Annotated in this window: 18 protein-coding genes; 10 read left to right on the top strand and 8 right to left on the bottom strand. The window is 45.2% G+C overall.

The window, feature by feature from the left end:
• Nucleotides 1–408 precede the first annotated feature (408 nt).
• Nucleotides 409–726 (top strand): cation efflux transmembrane domain-containing protein, encoded by a 318-nt coding sequence (locus FHS90_RS22315; RefSeq protein ID WP_241498976.1) that lies wholly within the window; start codon nt 409–411, stop codon nt 724–726.
• 114 nt (nt 727–840) lie between these two features.
• On the opposite strand, the gene FHS90_RS17995 is transcribed toward FHS90_RS22315, so the two are convergent.
• The gene (locus FHS90_RS17995) at nt 841–1,707 is read right to left on the bottom strand and encodes a phosphatase PAP2 family protein (protein WP_153042669.1); all 867 of its coding nucleotides are present in this window, start codon (nt 1,705–1,707) and stop codon (nt 841–843) included.
• A 601-nt stretch (nt 1,708–2,308) separates the two neighbouring features.
• Entirely contained in the window at nt 2,309–3,139 is an 831-nt protein-coding gene (locus tag FHS90_RS18000; RefSeq protein ID WP_241498974.1) for a histidine phosphatase family protein, read from the bottom strand.
• Between the two features lie 128 nt (nt 3,140–3,267).
• On the opposite strand from FHS90_RS18000, the gene FHS90_RS18005 reads away from it, so the two are divergent.
• The gene (locus FHS90_RS18005) at nt 3,268–3,630 is read left to right on the top strand and encodes a cation efflux transmembrane domain-containing protein (protein WP_066833883.1); all 363 of its coding nucleotides are present in this window, start codon (nt 3,268–3,270) and stop codon (nt 3,628–3,630) included.
• Between the two features lie 58 nt (nt 3,631–3,688).
• Here the strand turns inward: FHS90_RS18005 and FHS90_RS18010 are convergent, their stop codons facing one another.
• On the bottom strand, nt 3,689–3,841 hold the full coding sequence (locus tag FHS90_RS18010; RefSeq protein ID WP_182514066.1) for a hypothetical protein: 153 nt from the start codon (nt 3,839–3,841) through the stop codon (nt 3,689–3,691).
• 9 nt (nt 3,842–3,850) lie between these two features.
• On the bottom strand, nt 3,851–4,180 hold the full coding sequence (locus tag FHS90_RS18015; RefSeq protein ID WP_066833880.1) for a YnfA family protein: 330 nt from the start codon (nt 4,178–4,180) through the stop codon (nt 3,851–3,853).
• Nucleotides 4,181–4,306: 126 nt separating this feature from the next.
• Between FHS90_RS18015 and FHS90_RS18020 the strand changes: the two genes are divergently transcribed.
• Nucleotides 4,307–5,188, top strand: a complete 882-nt coding sequence (locus FHS90_RS18020) for a nucleotidyl transferase AbiEii/AbiGii toxin family protein (protein ID WP_066833877.1) — start codon at nt 4,307–4,309, stop codon at nt 5,186–5,188.
• Here FHS90_RS18020 and FHS90_RS18025 read toward each other — a convergent pair.
• The gene (locus FHS90_RS18025; protein WP_066833875.1) at nt 5,175–6,041 is read right to left on the bottom strand and encodes a type IV toxin-antitoxin system AbiEi family antitoxin domain-containing protein; all 867 of its coding nucleotides are present in this window, start codon (nt 6,039–6,041) and stop codon (nt 5,175–5,177) included. The genes FHS90_RS18020 and FHS90_RS18025 overlap by 14 nt on opposite strands.
• 432 nt (nt 6,042–6,473) lie before the next feature.
• Here FHS90_RS18025 and FHS90_RS18030 point away from each other — a divergent pair, with 432 nt between their 5' ends.
• Nucleotides 6,474–7,289, top strand: a complete 816-nt coding sequence (locus tag FHS90_RS18030; RefSeq protein WP_066833872.1) for a toll/interleukin-1 receptor domain-containing protein — start codon at nt 6,474–6,476, stop codon at nt 7,287–7,289.
• Between the two features lie 353 nt (nt 7,290–7,642).
• Here FHS90_RS18030 and FHS90_RS22650 read toward each other — a convergent pair whose 3' ends face one another.
• Nucleotides 7,643–7,774: a hypothetical protein gene (locus FHS90_RS22650; protein WP_277620012.1), complete on the bottom strand. Its 132-nt coding sequence runs from the start codon at nt 7,772–7,774 to the stop codon at nt 7,643–7,645.
• A gap of 712 nt (nt 7,775–8,486) precedes the next feature.
• Nucleotides 8,487–8,975 (bottom strand): DUF2243 domain-containing protein, encoded by a 489-nt coding sequence (locus tag FHS90_RS18035; protein WP_182514067.1) that lies wholly within the window; start codon nt 8,973–8,975, stop codon nt 8,487–8,489.
• Between the two features lie 518 nt (nt 8,976–9,493).
• Here FHS90_RS18035 and FHS90_RS18040 point away from each other — a divergent pair.
• The 5 genes from FHS90_RS18040 to FHS90_RS22810 all read left to right on the top strand — a co-directional run bounded on the left by FHS90_RS18040 (nt 9,494) and on the right by FHS90_RS22810 (nt 12,505).
• Nucleotides 9,494–9,718, top strand: coding sequence for a YgaP family membrane protein (locus tag FHS90_RS18040; RefSeq protein WP_182514068.1), 225 nt, complete (start codon nt 9,494–9,496; stop codon nt 9,716–9,718).
• 122 nt (nt 9,719–9,840) lie between these two features.
• Nucleotides 9,841–10,293: a DUF2892 domain-containing protein gene (locus tag FHS90_RS18045; RefSeq protein WP_182514069.1), complete on the top strand. Its 453-nt coding sequence runs from the start codon at nt 9,841–9,843 to the stop codon at nt 10,291–10,293.
• Nucleotides 10,294–10,696: 403 nt separating this feature from the next.
• A complete protein-coding gene (locus FHS90_RS18050) occupies nt 10,697–10,987 on the top strand; it encodes a DUF983 domain-containing protein (RefSeq protein ID WP_225986595.1) in 291 nt (96 codons plus the stop codon).
• Nucleotides 10,988–11,163: 176 nt separating this feature from the next.
• Nucleotides 11,164–12,033: an MBL fold metallo-hydrolase gene (locus tag FHS90_RS22805; protein WP_343049776.1), complete on the top strand. Its 870-nt coding sequence runs from the start codon at nt 11,164–11,166 to the stop codon at nt 12,031–12,033.
• A 43-nt stretch (nt 12,034–12,076) separates the two neighbouring features.
• A complete protein-coding gene (locus FHS90_RS22810; RefSeq protein WP_343049777.1) occupies nt 12,077–12,505 on the top strand; it encodes a rhodanese-like domain-containing protein in 429 nt (142 codons plus the stop codon).
• 100 nt (nt 12,506–12,605) lie between these two features.
• On the opposite strand, the gene FHS90_RS18060 is transcribed toward FHS90_RS22810, so the two are convergent.
• Complete coding sequence (locus FHS90_RS18060) at nt 12,606–12,992, bottom strand: DUF302 domain-containing protein (RefSeq protein WP_182514071.1); 387 nt, start codon at nt 12,990–12,992, stop codon at nt 12,606–12,608.
• Between the two features lie 235 nt (nt 12,993–13,227).
• On the opposite strand from FHS90_RS18060, the gene FHS90_RS18065 reads away from it, so the two are divergent.
• The gene (locus tag FHS90_RS18065) at nt 13,228–14,598 is read left to right on the top strand and encodes a porin (RefSeq protein WP_182514072.1); all 1,371 of its coding nucleotides are present in this window, start codon (nt 13,228–13,230) and stop codon (nt 14,596–14,598) included.
• Nucleotides 14,599–14,743: the final 145 nt, after the last annotated feature.

Consider the following 14,743-nt stretch of genomic DNA (forward strand, 5'->3'; position numbering starts at 1 on the left):
TAAATTAAGAGATGAGGTCATGCTCATCGCATGTGCTCTCCATAACTTTAAAATAAAACTCAACCAATAAGAGCTTATTCTATATATCCTCTAATTTTTACAGGAAAGCATAGACTATAATATGTCACAGGGCCATACCGTATCTGCAAGCAGTCAAAATAAAGGGCGTCTTAAATTAGTTCTTACTTTTACCTCAATCTACCTTGTAGCTGAAGTGGTGGGTGGCATTTTGACAGGGGCCTTGCCCTGCTTGCCGATGCCGGTCACATGCTAACCGATGTGGGAGGCTTGGCTTTTGCTCTCATTGCCATCATGTTGGCTGAACGGCCAGCTTTCCCTGAGCGTACCTAAGGCTATTACCGTGCAGAAATCCTGGCGGCACTGGCCAATGCGGTAATACTCATCGGCATTTTCCTATATATCCTGTATGAAGCTTACCTGCGGTTCCAAGACCCGCCAGAAGTGGAAAGCAAAGCCATACTGTTTGTGGCCTCTATTGGTTTGGTAGTGAACCTGACGGGTATGTACATCTTGAGCAAAGGCTCAAAGGTGAGCCTGAAAATGAAGGGGGCTTACTTTGAGGGGCTCTCTAACATGCTCACCTCAGTGGGTGTAATTATAAATATTCTAGCTACCTATACTTTTAAACTGCCTAGAGTTTTAAAAAAGGCTAATCCTTCCTTTTTACAAATAACTTATACATCTGTTTTCAGTATTATTTCCTAAAAACAGGCTTAAAACGAGAAGTTTGCACTGGCAAAAATCAACGGTTATTTGGTGTCAAACCGGCATTGAAAGAAACTGTAAACTATTTAAATAATAAGAGTAACCGAATCAATCTTAGTTTAAAAAATTCTTAAAATGGTTGGGGTCTTTCCTCCTATTTTTATAATCATCCAAATTCAAAGAAATTGCGAACCCCGGTACGCCATAGATATAGGTAGGTGACATAGCGATGGATGGTTTCCTTCCCCAGCGGTTGCGGTGTGAAAGATAGGCTAAATGAGACGAAAGCATGCCTATGCCGGCTCCTACAAATACATCAGACTGCCAATGCTTATTGTTCAACATTCGGAAAACCCCCACGCTGGTGGCAATAGTATATGCCCCTACGCCATACCAAGGGCTTTTATGCTTGAGCTCCGTGTTCAGGATAGAAGCTGCCAAAAAGGCTTGGGCCGCATGGCCCGATGGCATGGATTCCCGGTTCTCTCCATTAGGCCGCTCCTGGTCAGTGACCTGCTTTAACCCGTAAACCGTGACGGCAAAAATAGCCTCCGCCTTTAAAATCACTAAACTAGTATTCAGGAAATCATTGTTTGATTTGATATTAATCAGGTTGGCCAAGGCCAACTCCACGTACGGCGCAATGAGCAAAGGATTGTCAATGGTAGTTTTAAAATTAGGGAAGTGCTTCTGAATGTCCCGTTTGGCGTCGTAACTGCTGTAAAAGCCGTTGTCCTTTACTGTGCTCAACCCATATCCAATCAAAATTGCCGGAATAATTGTGGCTTTGAAGGCTTTGGACTTGAAAAAGGGTGCTTTTGCTGTAGGGGCCGTAAGCGAGTCTTGGTACTTTTTTAACGTGTCGGCTGCTACAGTTTCTTGAGAAATCTTAAGAGAGTCAATTACCTGGGCTTGGGACTCAAAACTGACAAGCCCTAGAAATATGGAAAAAACGAAATGTAAGGGTAAAATTCTTTTCATCAGCATTTAAAATAGGTGAGGCTTATAATGACAATACCAAAGGATAGGAAAAAGGTTGCATTGGTATCTTTACGAGTCCAGCTACTTGAAACAATGGATTAATACTTTAGGAAATATGTTGTATATATACTTCACTAATCAATGATATTCAAGCCATTGCGCTTTTTAGAGCAAAAGAATATGTTGGTAAAACTTCCCATTGGCTGGCTTTTGCTATTCAGTCACTTTCTTTTTCGGCCTTGATTTCAGAAATAAGACCGAAACCAGAAGTAAGAATTACACGCTTCTAAGGAGACAACTCCCTGAAGGGGTAACACTAAGCTGTCTCAAAGACAAAATTAAAGCTTAAGTAAAAGCTATAATTGCACCTAAACATAATGGATTATTCTTTGCGCCTATGTTTTCTGTCTAGTTCTGAAAAATGAACCACATAAAAAAGTAGTTTAAGCCAAGAAAATCAAATAGGTGGTGCTAAAATGAAAAGGCAGAACATTCCTAAACATATTTTAGAAATGTTCTGCCTTTTCTAGCTATTCTAAAGGCTTTCCCAAAAACTAGAAGCCCCCTTTGAAAAACTTTAAAACGAATTCTACAAGCCTTATTAACGGACAACTTTAACTAAAATTGTAGTACCTAAGTAGCCGCTGCCCCCGTTCCTGACCACATGCCATCCCTGTTCTTCCAAGTTCTCCTGAACATACCGGTTTAACAACCCGTGGCCCACAAGGGCTACATTGGGGTTTTCTTCGGTGGCACCGGCTAAGGTATCCGCCGCCAGCTGTGCCCGTTTGCGGGCATCGGAAAAACTCTCAGCCCCCTGGCGGTCAATGCCCATCACCCACTTCAAACGTGCGACAGAAGTCCAGACTTTGATAGGAATCCGAAGATTAGGGCTATGGTGTCCCATGGAAGATTCGAATTCCCTAAAAATAGGGGATACGGTCATCTCCCCGTCAACCCCAAAGATGTACTGAGCGGTAGCTTTAGCCCGGTTAATGGAGCTGGAGAATACTTTAACCTGAGCAGGATTTGGGAGATTAAAGAAGGAAGCATCTGGCACCACTATCCCTACGCTGTCATATTCCGCAACAAACCGTTTCGCCTCTTGGTATGAAAATTTACCTGTCTTCCGCAAATCAGGCTCTCCGTGGCGTATAAGCGCAATCTGACGGATTTTAGTGCCAGCCGGAAGTACCAAGTCATTTTCATCAAGGAAGGAGATACGTTGTGCGACAGGTTTTCCTTTGGCTGTCACGTAGGTAGCACTCCTGCTCAATTCCATGAACTTTGCCTCTATACTTTGGACAGTCTGGTGAAGTAGCGAATTACCTTTTGCATTTATAGCGGAGAAGGCAACAAGGACTAGGACAGACATTAAAAAGACCCTTTTAACCATATCATTAACCAAAATAACTGTATGTAAGTATAACATTATGGAAAAGGAGGTAGTTCCCCTTTTTCTTAGTCAAAGGCTCTGTATCTGTAAAGGTTGTTAATCTTTCAAATAGCTGTCTGATTATAGATAGAGCGGCTTAGCCTTCTCCTTGATCTGTATGTAGTATGGCGGAAGAACATAAAGAAAATAACACCAAGGTAGCTTTTTTCTTAAACCTTACTTTTACTGTGCTGGAGCTTATCGGCGGGATAATCTCCGGAAGTGCCGCCATTATATCTGATTCTTTGCATGATTTTGCCGATAGTATTTCATTAGGCCTGGGATGGTATTTTGAGAATGAGGCGGAGAAAGGTAGCAATGAACACTATACCTACGGTTATAAGAGGTTTTCCCTATTGGGTGCAATGATTAATGCCATAGTGTTGCTGTTAGGCGCAGTCTATATTGTTTTAGTCCTGAAAAAGTTAGTTGAAGCCTCTGATTTTTTTTGCAGAGAGTACCCGAAGGAATCAATATCGCCTTGTTAAAACAAAAAGTTCTTTGTTTGGAGGGAGTTGAGAAAGTGGAGCATTTTCATATCTGGGGTTAGATGAGCAAAAGATAGTTGTCTCTATGCATGTAAAAACCCATAATCTCAGACTTGTTGAAGAACACAATGGCTTGAGAGAAAAAATCAGGGGAATCTTTATAGAAATGGATACAGAGCATATCATCATTGATATGAAGTAGCAAACGCATTTGTTATCTTCATCTTCTGGGCATGTACATGATAATGCAAACCCCTAACAAAGCTATTAAAGCGCCCATAATATCGTACCGGTCTGGCTTGAAACCATCTACCTTCCAGGCCCATACCAGGGCCATCACAATGAAAACGCCGCCATAGGCAGCATACACCCTCCCGAAGCTGGCTGTCTGCCAAGTAGCCACTACCCCGTACATAGCCAGAATAATGCTCCCCAGTATACCATACCATAAGGGCTTATCTTCTTTCAGCCAAAGCCAAACCAGATAACCTCCACCGATTTCACAAAGCCCGGCTAGGAAAAAAATACCTAAAGATTTAATGATTTCCACAGTAGGTGAAGGTAGTCATTTCGGATAATTCTTGATGATTAATATTTGAATTCTTAGGCTTCAAATATAGTAATCAAAAGAAATACGGTGGTTTTATCGTACTTTCGTTTTAAAAATATTTCGCTGATGAATATTGATTTAATCAACAAAATCAAACGTTTGGCCATCATTGCCCTGGCTTCAGACGATGAATTAATCGAGAACATCGTTCTGAAAGGCGGCAATGCCATTGATATCGTATACCATGACAGCAATTCTATCTCCAGAACTTCCTATGACCTGGACTTCTCCATTGACCACGGTGATTTTGAAGAGGAAGAGGAAATCATCAGCAAGCGGATAGAAAGAACACTGGTGAAAACCTTCGCGGAAAATGGGCTGGTTGTTTTTGACTATATTTTCCTCCCCAGGCCCAAAGTCGTGAAGGAAGCAGTGGCAGATTTCTGGGGAGGCTACCAAGTTACGTTCAAGGTGCTGGACCAGAAAACCTACGATGCCCATCAGGGGAATTTGGAGCACCAGCGGCGAATCGCTGTTCCGTTGAACGCAGGGCGTTCCACTACTTTTGAGCTTGAATTCAGTAAGTTTGAATATGTAGCTAAGAAAGCCCAGGCGAAGGTGGACGGTTATACGATTTATGTCTATACGCCGGAAATGATTGTCTTCGAGAAGCTGCGGGCCATTTGCCAGCAATTGCCGCAGTACTCGGAAATTATCAAATCGCGTACCGCCCGCGCCAGGGCTCGTGACTTCTATGATATTCACCTGATTATGGAATCGTATGCAGTTGATGCGACGACCGAGGAAAACAAAGAGCTGATTGCGAATATTTTTGAGGCCAAGCGAGTACCTCTGTCTTTTATACAGGAGATAGCCAACTACAAAAGCATCCATAAAGACAACTGGGAAAGCGTGAAAGATACGGTGGCCCGTTCAGAAGAGTTGGAGAGCTTCGATTTTTACTTTGACTACGTAGTCAACAAATTCCAAAGGATTACATTCCCTTAGGGAAATACAGCTGCCAGTCCTCCGAGAAATCTTTTTCCTCCATATCATAGGTGAGATAGAACCGGAACTCTTTCTTCCGGCTACGCAGCTCTTCCAGTTTTTTGCCGGAGTAACCTGCCCGTTCCAGGTAAAACCCAACCGCCTGGTGGTAAGGATAAATGAAATCTATGTTATCTAATGTGGCCACCAATTTATTCAGGGAAATGTTGGGTAGGGCACTCTGGTAAGCCTCCAATACCGAATACACCCCACCGGCGTAGCCTGGGCGGACGGTGATGTCAATCAAGGTTCGCTCCAGGCTGGTTACCGGTACATTCTCAATGGAATGAACCCCGGTTCTTCCCGTGTGCATGCCATTAAGAATAAGGAAGGAGTAATCACCATATATGGCTTCGGTGGCTGCTTTCCGTTGCGGCTTGGAGAAAGCAGCATCAATGGCCTCCTGTTTCAGTTGGCGGTTGCCGTCCGGTTTCCTGCTTTGCTCGAAGGTGACATAAATGGTTTTGGGTACCTGGGTGGTCAGGCCATTCAGGAACATGGCGGTGTAATGGGACAGGTAAGACTTATTGATCAAAGATGCGGCTACCTCCAGCTCATTGGCATCCTCGGTGACATACCGCTCCTTCTTATTAATGTAGCCGTCAAACAGGATTTCAATTTTGGTTAGGATTCCCCTTTTCTGCAGCTGCTCAATAAACCTGAGATCAGTGGTCGTAACAGGTAGATTCCATACAGCTTTTCTTTCCTCGAAGATCCCACTGAGCTGCTCGCGGGAGAAGACTTTGCGGGGATTCTGTTTGAAGTAAGACTTAATACTACTTTCCGCAATAACAAAGCGAGACTTGCTTGGCATAACCGTATGTGTGTTTGTCAGACGGAAAGTATATATACTTTCCGTAAAGTTAATCCTTTGGAAGGATACATGCAATAGGGAGTCATTTAATTTTGAAGGGAAGGACAAAAAATTAATAAGAGCATGGAGTATATAAAGTATATATACTTTATATACGTAAAGTTAACCGTTTTGTTTGACAAAAGCAAGTGAAAAATATGGGATATGAACCAAAATGGATGAACAGTTGGAGGAATATTAAACTATGTAGTATTACATGCGTAAAGTATATATACTTTACGCAAAGTTAGATTTGTTTTTGCCCAAAGTCAAGGATCTTACCATAAACCTTGTAAAGTGGGTTTGATATTTTGTCACTAATTAAAAATAAATATCTGATAACTAAAGTATTGTAAATAAAATCATGCTTATCAATCCATTACTATCAAACATATGACCCTCAAAGAAAAAAGCCAACTGGTCGAAGTGATAGGTACTCATTTACAGGGAAAGTTCACAGCTGCCCAAATCAACAGCTTGCTTAAGCGATACAGAATATCCTTTGATAAGCAAACCGTGGTCAGAAACAAAAAGCTCTATGCTACTGGGATAATTGGTCCACAATCAGATGATGTGATTATTAAAATTGCCAAATACCTAAAGCTGGATATACCAGAGGAATATAAAAATAAGCCAAAACAGCCTAAGGTGCCTATAAAAAGCCCACCTAAAAGCGCTAGGCTGCAAAAGTCAGTGTCCCGTCAAATAATTGGCAAGAAGGTTTTCATAAGTCACGCCAGTGCTGACAAAGACATAGTAGAGAAGATCATTGACCTGTTGAAAGTGATGGGGGTTAATTCTGATAAAATCTTCTGCACCTCATTTGATGGCTATGGCATTGACTTAGGAGACAACTTCCTTGACGCTTTGAAACGTGAGTTAAACAAGGATGCGCTAGTTCTATTCGTTTTTTCAAAGAAGTTTTATGAGAGCCCAATTTGTTTATGCGAGATGGGTGCAGCCTGGGTAACAACCAAAGAGCACGTTCCAATATTGATACCACCATTCGGGTTTGCAGATGTAAAAGGGGTGTTCCCTAATACACAGGGGATGATTCTCAATGACAAGGATAAGATCAATTCATTGAAAGAGCGCATAGAGAAGTTCTTCAGCCTTACTCCGGCCAAACATTCAATATGGGAGCGTGAAAGGAACAATATCCTTGAAGAAATAGATCGGCGGCTTAACGCAATGAGGTTTTATTATTAGCCATTAAAATGTAGAGGATTGCTAACTCCGAAGTGCATCTTAAAGACTTTTAATAAAATCTTTGCTAAGATTATGGTATGTCCGCGTGCAAAGACAACTTTTAGAATTTTATTACTTAACATAAGGCAAAAACTGTCTGCCGACAAGCCTATTTATGTTAAGCAAAGTAACGTTTGCGTGCTGGCGAAGGGCAGGGTGAAAAGTTAATGTTCTTTGTAGCGCAAATTAACCTTTTAGTGAGCGTGGTTTTCAAAAACCTATCTCCGCCTTTTGCCAAGACGCTGTTAAATTCAGTTCTCTGTCATCTAAAGCATTTTAACCAAACCGCATAGCACAAAACTTCACTCTATTAATTAATCCCCCTTTTTATGCTTATGTGGTTTTAGTGATGGTATATTTTTAGGAGTTTCCTTATTATCCCGCTGACGCCTGTCTGGTTTTCCCGTTGAATCAGCAATTTTTTTTGGACCTGGTTTAATCGTCATTATATGCTTCTTTTAAAGGTTAAATTCATATTACATCAAAATAGTATAATATGTTTCGATACCTTAAAAGTTTAAGGAATAAATAATTCAAATAATTCTGCCTAAACTAATGATCAGAAATGAGAACATCATATATATCTAGCAGATATGTGTAGGTTGTTACGTTTAGCCGCCTAACCGGTATCTGATAACTGTAGCCGTACAAATATTGGGTATACCCGGTCAAAATAAAGCGTCCAGCTATATTCCAGCGCACCGCTAAATTTCCCAAATCAGACCCTTTGATGCCAGGTTGTGGGATCCGGCTTTCATAGGGCGAACTAAAAATATAGGGCAAGACAGAGAATCAGGCTAAAGAACTAGAGGCTGTGGAGATAGCCCAAAAACATCTAAAGTATCGGTACAATACCCTCAGGTATAGCAGTACCTGAGCGGAAGGTGAACTAAAGCTGGTGGGATGCAGTAGCAGGAGCATAATCGCGACAAAACAGCAGGAAGTTTTGGATATCCGTTCTCATAGAAGAAGGTGGCAATATCTTCTAAGAGCCTTTTGATTACATTTAACGATTAATTAAAAGCTCAATAAAGGTTGTTTAACATAATACAAATGTTAAATTACTATAAATCAATAATATATACATGTCTTATAAATTACATTATGTTAAATACAATGTTGAAACAGCGTCGAGAGTACTGCTTATTGATTCGGATATTATTTTCTGCCAGATTTTATTAATTGCCATCCTATAACCAACATCACCACAGACAAACCTAGGAACCCAAAGTTCCAACTGGAGGGGTTCTCGCTTACTTCCCGTACGTTATGCAAAACTAACAGGTGATGGTCAAGAATCCCTTCTACTATGTTGAACAACCCCCACCCCAGTACCAGGCCTCCGGAAAATAGCTTATTGGACATGTTAGTGGCTGGGTCTTTCATTGCATTCCAAAGCATCATAATCCCTGACATGGCCACTATCCAGACAAACGCATGAAACATGCCGTCCCAGAACATATTGGTTTTGGCGTTTAGTAAGGTGTCCGGCGGAAGCTTGGCGGAAAGCATGTTGTGCCACTGCAGTATCTGATGAAGGAGGATACCGTCTACAAAGCCTCCCATGCCAACCCCAATAAGAGTTGCCGCCGCCGTCACAGGCCCTGACTTACTTCCGTTTCTATTCTGATGTTCAATGGATTTCATAAGTTATTTCAGTTTATATATCCTATACACAACTGCCCCTACCACCAACAGAGGCAGGGCCATATAAAACACATTGAGCCAGAAGTCAGCGGCAAACACGGACACCTGCAGGGGGCGGTTGCAGGATAGACAGGCCCAAGCCGGCAAACTTGACAGTAACAGTGCGCCCACCAAAAAAATTTGGGTACCTGATTTCATGGTTTTTTTTCAAATGTTTACTCCTCCCTCACCTAAACTTTTACCTTAATATAAAAATAGGGTTGCAATTGAAAGCACGGCGCATTGCCACCAGAAATATCTTAACATTTTTAGAATAGGAGACTGAGAAAGGAAAGACACAGTCCCATGCTACATCTAATTGCCTGCAACTGATATAAACTCCCCTCGTTAATAATAGTCAACCTTATCTAAGCTATTTCCTCAAAAGAAAGGCGCTTATATGCTGGAGGTTGAATCCTTTCATAGGTTAAAGGAATGCGTATGGAAGGTAATTACATGTAAAACCAAAACAGAAAGTTATGAGAAAGAACATGGGAAACACAGACCGGATAATTCGTTCATCCCTGGCGGCAGGCGCCGCCACGCTAATTGCCAGCAAGAAAGTGACAGGTGGAGTCGCCATAGCTTTAGGAGCGCTGGCCACCGTGTTTATCCTTACCAGCTCTGTGGGCCACTGCCCTGCTTATGCAGCCACTGGTATCAACACCAACACGCCCGGCATTGCCTTCAGCCAAGACCTCTAGATAAGCCTCCATGTCTTTAACCCTTTCAGCAGGAGGAGAACCTGTAGCCTTAAAAGCTTTCCTAAGGCTTCTCTTTCTGTGGGGTTAGCCTACTGTTAAAATCCATGTAAAGATCAAAGGGTATGAGTACTTCAAACAAAATAGAGGACCGGGTACGGGAAAGCTCTAGCCATGAGCAGAACCATCAGATTGACCAAACGGCACTTGAAAACATTGGCCAATATGGGTATGGAAATAAAGGGCTGGTTAAGTACAGAATCAAAGAGCTAGACCAGGAGTGGGGCATAGAACGGGTACTGGAAGTGAACGCCTCCGTTCTTAGCTTAACAGGGCTGATTCTTGGGGCTACGGTCCATAAGCGCTGGTTTATACTGCCCGGGGTGGTGGCCACGTTCCTTCTCCAGCATGGAATACAGGGGTGGTGCCCCCCACTTCCCGTACTTCGGGCGCTTGGTTGCCGGTCAAGGAAAGAGATTGATGAAGAGCGCTATTCATTAAAGGCGTTGCGCGGGGATTTCAAGGGCTTATCAAATGACACGACACCTACCAAAGTATTGGAAACGATAAGGTATTAGGAAACCTTTTCTCTGAATGCATACTATCAATAACAAACCCCAGGGGTGTCAGTAAAGTAATGCGTATTGAAAGCGCCTTCCCTTCTGGGCAAACCCAAGAATATGTTTTTGGCATTTTTTCTATGAATAAGGCTAAAAACGCCCGATCACCATTTATGTCTCCTTGGGATGTACATTCTCTTTCTTCATAAATGAGGGTTCTTGCCTGTTCCTGCCTGTGTAACCAAAGTCACTGAAAATCCTTTACCCTTCCAATAGCTTTGTAGGACCTTTTACAGTAAACCACAAAGCCATGAACCAGAATAGATCATTACTGTATTCCTTGGCCAAGACCAAATGTCCCAGATGCCGGGAGGGCGACATATTTCCTAAGGCCACCTTGTATTCAACCAAATTTGCAGACATGCGAGAATACTGCACCTGCTGCGGCCAATCGTTTGAGCCGGAGCCGGGATTCTATTACGGAGCTATGTATGTAAGCTTCGCACTGAATGTAGGACTGTTTCTTGTCACGCTGTTTCTTCTTTCCCTATTTGTGGAGGAAGTGACCATGGGGATGCTAATAGGTTTGATCTTGGTTACATCATTGGGCATGCTACCTGTTTTCTTCAGATTGGCGCGGCTCCTTTGGATCAACATATTTGTTAAGTATGAAGGTCCTTCCACCCAAATCCCCCAGAAGTCCCACATCTAGTAAAACGGAAGGTTAATGAAATTTAAAACTGGCGTTTGGCTAGATACTATTGTTACCCTTATCTATTAATCTAAAAACCTTGCCACAGGGAATTTGCTTGTGTAACCAAAGTCACTGAACGCCTTATATCTATGCTCTACCTTTGTGTCATCTTCTAACCTAAAAGACGAAGCACCATGAAAATACAGCAGTTTGAAGACAAAGGATTGGCGCATTACTCATACGCCATCTTAAGCGAATGCCAGAAAGAGATTGTCCTGGTAGACCCCGCCCGAAACCCGCAGCAATACTATGACTACGCCCAGGAGCATGACGCTCAGATCGTGGGCGTGATAGAAACCCATCCCCACGCCGACTTTGTGAGCTCGCACCTGGAGATTCATGAGAAGACCGGCGCCACGATCTACGCGCACAGCCTGGTAGGCGCAGACTATCCGCACCAAGCCTTTGACGAGGGCGCGGTGCTGGAAATCGGCAAGGTAAAACTGAAGTCGCTGCACACGCCTGGTCACTCCCCTGACAGCATCAGTGTGGTGCTGGAGCATGAGGGCAAGGACAAAGCCGTCTTCACCGGTGATACCCTGTTCATTGGCGACGTGGGTCGCCCAGACCTTCGGGAGAACGCCGGCAACCTCACCGCCAAGCGCGAGGAACTGGCCCGGCAGATGTACCACAGCACCCGCGAGAAACTGATGAAGCTAGCCGATGACGTGGTGGTGTACCCCGCGCACGGCGCCGGCACGCTATGCGGTAAAGCCCTCAGCGAAGCCAACAGCAGTACCATCGGCGATGAGAAGTTCAGTAACCCGGCCCTGAAGGAAATGACCGAAGACCAGTTTGTGACCTACCTCACCGCTGACCAGCCGTTCATTCCCAAATACTTTGGGTATGATGTGGGCTTAAACAAGCAGGGCGCACCCAACTACCAGCAGAGCGTACAGGCCGTGAAGCGTCTGGAGAAGAATTTCAGCCCAGAGGAAGGTGCCTTGAATAGATGCGCGTCCGCAAGGGGACTTCAAGGAAGGACATCTGGCGGGAGCCTTTAACATCCAGAACGGCGGCAAGTTCGAGACCTGGCTGGGAAGTATCGTGGATCCCAAGGAAACCTTTTACCTGATAGCCCAGGATGACAAGACCTTGGAGGAGCTGATTGACAAGGCCTCCAGGATTGGCTATGAAAGCAAGATAAGAGGAGCGTTTGCATTGGAGGGGAGTGCTTCGGTTACCTCACCCAAGATAGATGTCACTGCCTTCAAAGAAAACCCGGACAAGTACACTGTTGTGGACATCAGGAACGCCTCTGAGGTAAAGGAAAAGCAGTACTTTCCCCATGCCCTCAATATTCCGTTGCCGGAGCTCCGGGACCGTGCCCAGGAAATCCCCACCGGCAAACCCGTAGTCATTCACTGCGCCGGCGGCTACCGGTCAGCGGCCGGAAGTAGCATTGTGGAAGCAAGACTTCCAAAGGCCGAGGTTCTGGATTTGAGTGAGGCCATCAGCCAGTTCAATCCGCTGTAACCGCTGCATTACGTTCCGTTAAATAAGCCGGTGCTCTTTGTAGGGTACCGGCTTTTTAATGGAAAAGGATTTGGAACTTCAATCAGAAGAACCGCGAACGTTACAACTGGTCTATTACTGCCCGTAACTTCTGGCTTACCTCGTTGGCGATGGTTTCCAGGTTGGCGTTCCCAATGGCAGACATGGTTTCCATAGGGTTGATGGCTGTGACTTCCACCTGTCCGCCTTCATGCTCCTGCACCAGCACGTTGCAGGGCAACAGCACGCCAATCTTGTCTTCCTGTTGGATGGCTTGGTGCGCCAGCGTTGGGTTGCAGGCTCCCAAAATGCGATATTCCCTGAAGTCCACCCCAAGTTTTTCCTTGAATTTCCCTTTCAGGTCAATCTCTGAGATGACCCCAAACCCTTCTTTGGCTAGGGCGGCTTTCGTTTTGTCCAGTGCCTCGTTAAAGCTGCCGGTAATCGTCTTGGAGATATGATATTCCATGGTGTCTAGTGCTTGATTATCCTGTTATCTACGCATGCGCGCACAGGCGGTTTAAGCGGCGGGTCCTGCCCATTCTAAATGTTTATGGCTTGTGTAACCTAAGTCACTGTCTGCGCTGCCCCGGTAGCCGTCCTTTGTGAAAAACAGACCGTACCGCCTTGCGCTGCTACTTTGGTTATTATCGATTGTTACTTACCCCTAGTATATGAACCCTTTCACCCGATTTCTTCTCCCCTTGCTTTTTTTACATATCATCCTGCTGCCAGCGCGGGTAATTGCCCAGGAGCACGGCCAAGAGGCTAATTTGCCGGATACCTCTAGCGTAAAAAACGTGCAGGAGCTTTTCACCAAGGGAGAGTTGCACGGCCACGTCCGGAATTACTTCATGGCCACGCTCAACCACCGCTCCCTCTCAGACCATTACGCCAATGCCCTGGGCGCGGAGATCGGGGTGCGCACGGCATCGTTCCATGGGTTTAGGCTAGGCATCTCCGGCATCTTTACCTACAATCTCTTCTCTAGCCATTTGGATCAGAAAGACCCTATAGCGGGAAAGTATCCCAGCAATGAGGGGGAGCTTTTTGACATAGAGAACCCGCACAACAAAGACAATCTGGACCGCCTGGAATCCGCCTATCTGGAGTACCGCACAGAGAAACTGCACGTCCGAATAGGACGCTTTGACTTTACCTCTCCGCTCATCAATCCCCAGGACACCCGTATGAAGCCGTACTCGGTGCAAGGGGTCATGGCGCAGGTGCCGGTAGGCCAGCACACCAAACTCACAGCTGCCTGGCTGGACCATTTCTCGCCGCGCGGGGTCATTGAGTGGGGCAATACCCGCCACACCATCGGGTTGTACAGCAACGGCGTGAACATAGACGGAAGCCCCTCCGGGTACCGCCACCACATTGAATCCAGGGGTGTTGCCGTGGCCGGGCTGCAGGGCCAGGGAATTCAGAATAGCCAATGGCAAGCCTGGAATTATTGGATTGAGAACATTGCCAATACCAGCTATGGCCGTGTAGTAATGCCTATTTCTGACCGCATGAAAGTCGGCTTGGAGGGGTTGTACCAGTTCCAGTTGGGCAACGGCGGCCATCCTGCCCATGACAGCACCTACTTCCCAGACCAGCAGGAATGGGTGGCGGGCGGCATGGTGGGCTACTCTACTCCTCAATGGGCGCTGTCTGCCAATTACCTGCATACGGGAGGCAACGGACGGTTCACTTTCCCCAGGGAATGGGGCCGGGAGCAGTTTTTTGCCACTTTGTCCAGAGGGCGCCTAGAGGGCACGGGCCAGTCAGATATCCTGGTTGTGAAATCCACGCGTAACTGGGCTCCCGGCCTGAGCTCCGAGTTGGCCTTGGCCAAGGCCTGGCTACCCGGGTATGGGAATGCCGCGCTCAACAAGTATGGCGCCGTCTCTTATTGGGGCACTCTACTAGATGTTACCTATACCCCTTTGCTGCCTGCCTTAAAGGGGGTAGTATTGCGATTGTTATACATAGGCAAACTCTCCCCCAATACCAGTCTGCCCTTAGAGAGAATGTATTACAACACCAACTTCCAACAAATCAACTTTGTTTCCCAGCTAAACTTCTAAAGATACAGCCTTCTACATCGCCTAACCTGCCGTGTGACAAAAGTCACTTATTCCACAGGTGGAAGACGCTACATTTGCCGCTGCGCCACGCTGTTGTTCTCAGCATAACGCAGCGGCCTTCTGTTTTCAGCTTGATTTGGTAAAA

Source organism: Rufibacter ruber, from assembly GCF_014138425.1.
GTDB classification, from domain to species: Bacteria; Bacteroidota; Bacteroidia; order Cytophagales; family Hymenobacteraceae; genus Nibribacter; species Nibribacter ruber_C.